Below are 1282 nucleotides of genomic sequence, written 5' to 3'. Positions count from 1 at the left end.
TCATTTAATATTAGAGGTTCTGCTATTTTAATAGCTAGAACCTCTTATGCATTTTATTACATAGTAATGAAATGTATTCCTCTACCTCTGCTATTTTAATAGCTAGAACCTCTTATGCATTTTATTACATAGTAATGAAATGTATTCCTCTACTCTGCTATTTTAATAGCTAGAACCATTTATATGACTAGGACATACAGCTGAGACAAAAGGGAGCAATCATAAATTTTTGCGATTGGCAGTAACTATCACTATTATAAAAAAAGAGTTAAGTCATCAACCACTATACTAATGATAGTAGGATGTACTTAACTCTTTTTTAATATATTAAACTGTCATGTGTTCTTTAATATAAGTTACAAAAACGTCTACATCACCTGATTTAAAATCATACATTGGAACATTACCAATATTAAATTTAAAATTTAACGTTTGACCATCGTAATTGATTGCTTCTATCTCATTATAACTAATGCTTCTATAATAGAATTGACCGTTCATATCAACATTCATAATCAATCTCTCATTTGTCGCAATAAAAGCGCCCTCAAATTGTGACTGTCCTTGTACATTATATTCGATAGTTCCTAAAACAGTTGGACCTTTCTTCTCTGTTGGAAATAAATCTTTAGGATTTACATTATCTAAAATCATTGTTGTCCTCCTTTTATAAACTAGATTCCACCATAAAATAAGTTGAAAAATCACCTTAATACCTTGTAATCAACTTATTATTTATTATTGCTTAAAAAGTACTATTGTCAACTCATTACTTGGCGAAATCACTAATGATTATATTTTATTCCCTTTTCTAGAAAGTTATAACATGCTTCAATAACCTTATTGATTTTAGACCTTTTTTCTTTCGTGATTTGAATAGCTACACACCTTTCATCATGACTTATTCTTGTTTTACTTACTAACTTTTTCTCTATTAATTTCTTAATGATTGGACTAACTGTCATAAACTGATGATGTTGTTCGTATTGTAGCTCTTTAATCGTTAATCTATGATCATGCAAGGATAATATTCCAAGTACATAAATTTCTTCAATAGATAAATCACATAAAGCTAAATATTGAGTCAGTTTCTTGATTATTTGTTGGCTCTGAATTAAATATTTAACACTATCAGTTTCAGTTATGAAAAAATAATGCTTAAAATGATGTGCTAAATAGTCGTCTATTTCTGTAAGTACACATTCAATTCTATTTAGTTGTGAACTGGAAAGTATAATATTTAACTTACGTTGATCATTTATATCTTTAATTTTAGTTAATA

2 protein-coding genes are annotated in these 1282 nt (G+C 27.7%); both read right to left on the bottom strand.

The genetic code is table 11. The features are described 5' to 3' along the window. Positions 1-327: 327 nt before the first annotated feature. Positions 328-654: a PH domain-containing protein gene (locus tag CD113_RS12460; RefSeq protein WP_002461846.1), complete on the bottom strand. Its 327-nt coding sequence runs from the start codon at positions 652-654 to the stop codon at positions 328-330. A 131-nt stretch (positions 655-785) separates the two neighbouring features. Further along, a partial coding sequence (locus CD113_RS12455; RefSeq protein ID WP_206167431.1) for a transcriptional regulator, SarA/Rot family occupies positions 786-1282 on the bottom strand: 497 nt, incomplete at its 5' end.

Origin of the sequence: Staphylococcus simiae (assembly GCF_002902085.1) — a bacterium.
GTDB lineage: Bacteria > Bacillota > Bacilli > Staphylococcales > Staphylococcaceae > Staphylococcus > Staphylococcus simiae.
This window is presented reverse-complemented; position numbering and strand designations above follow the sequence as displayed.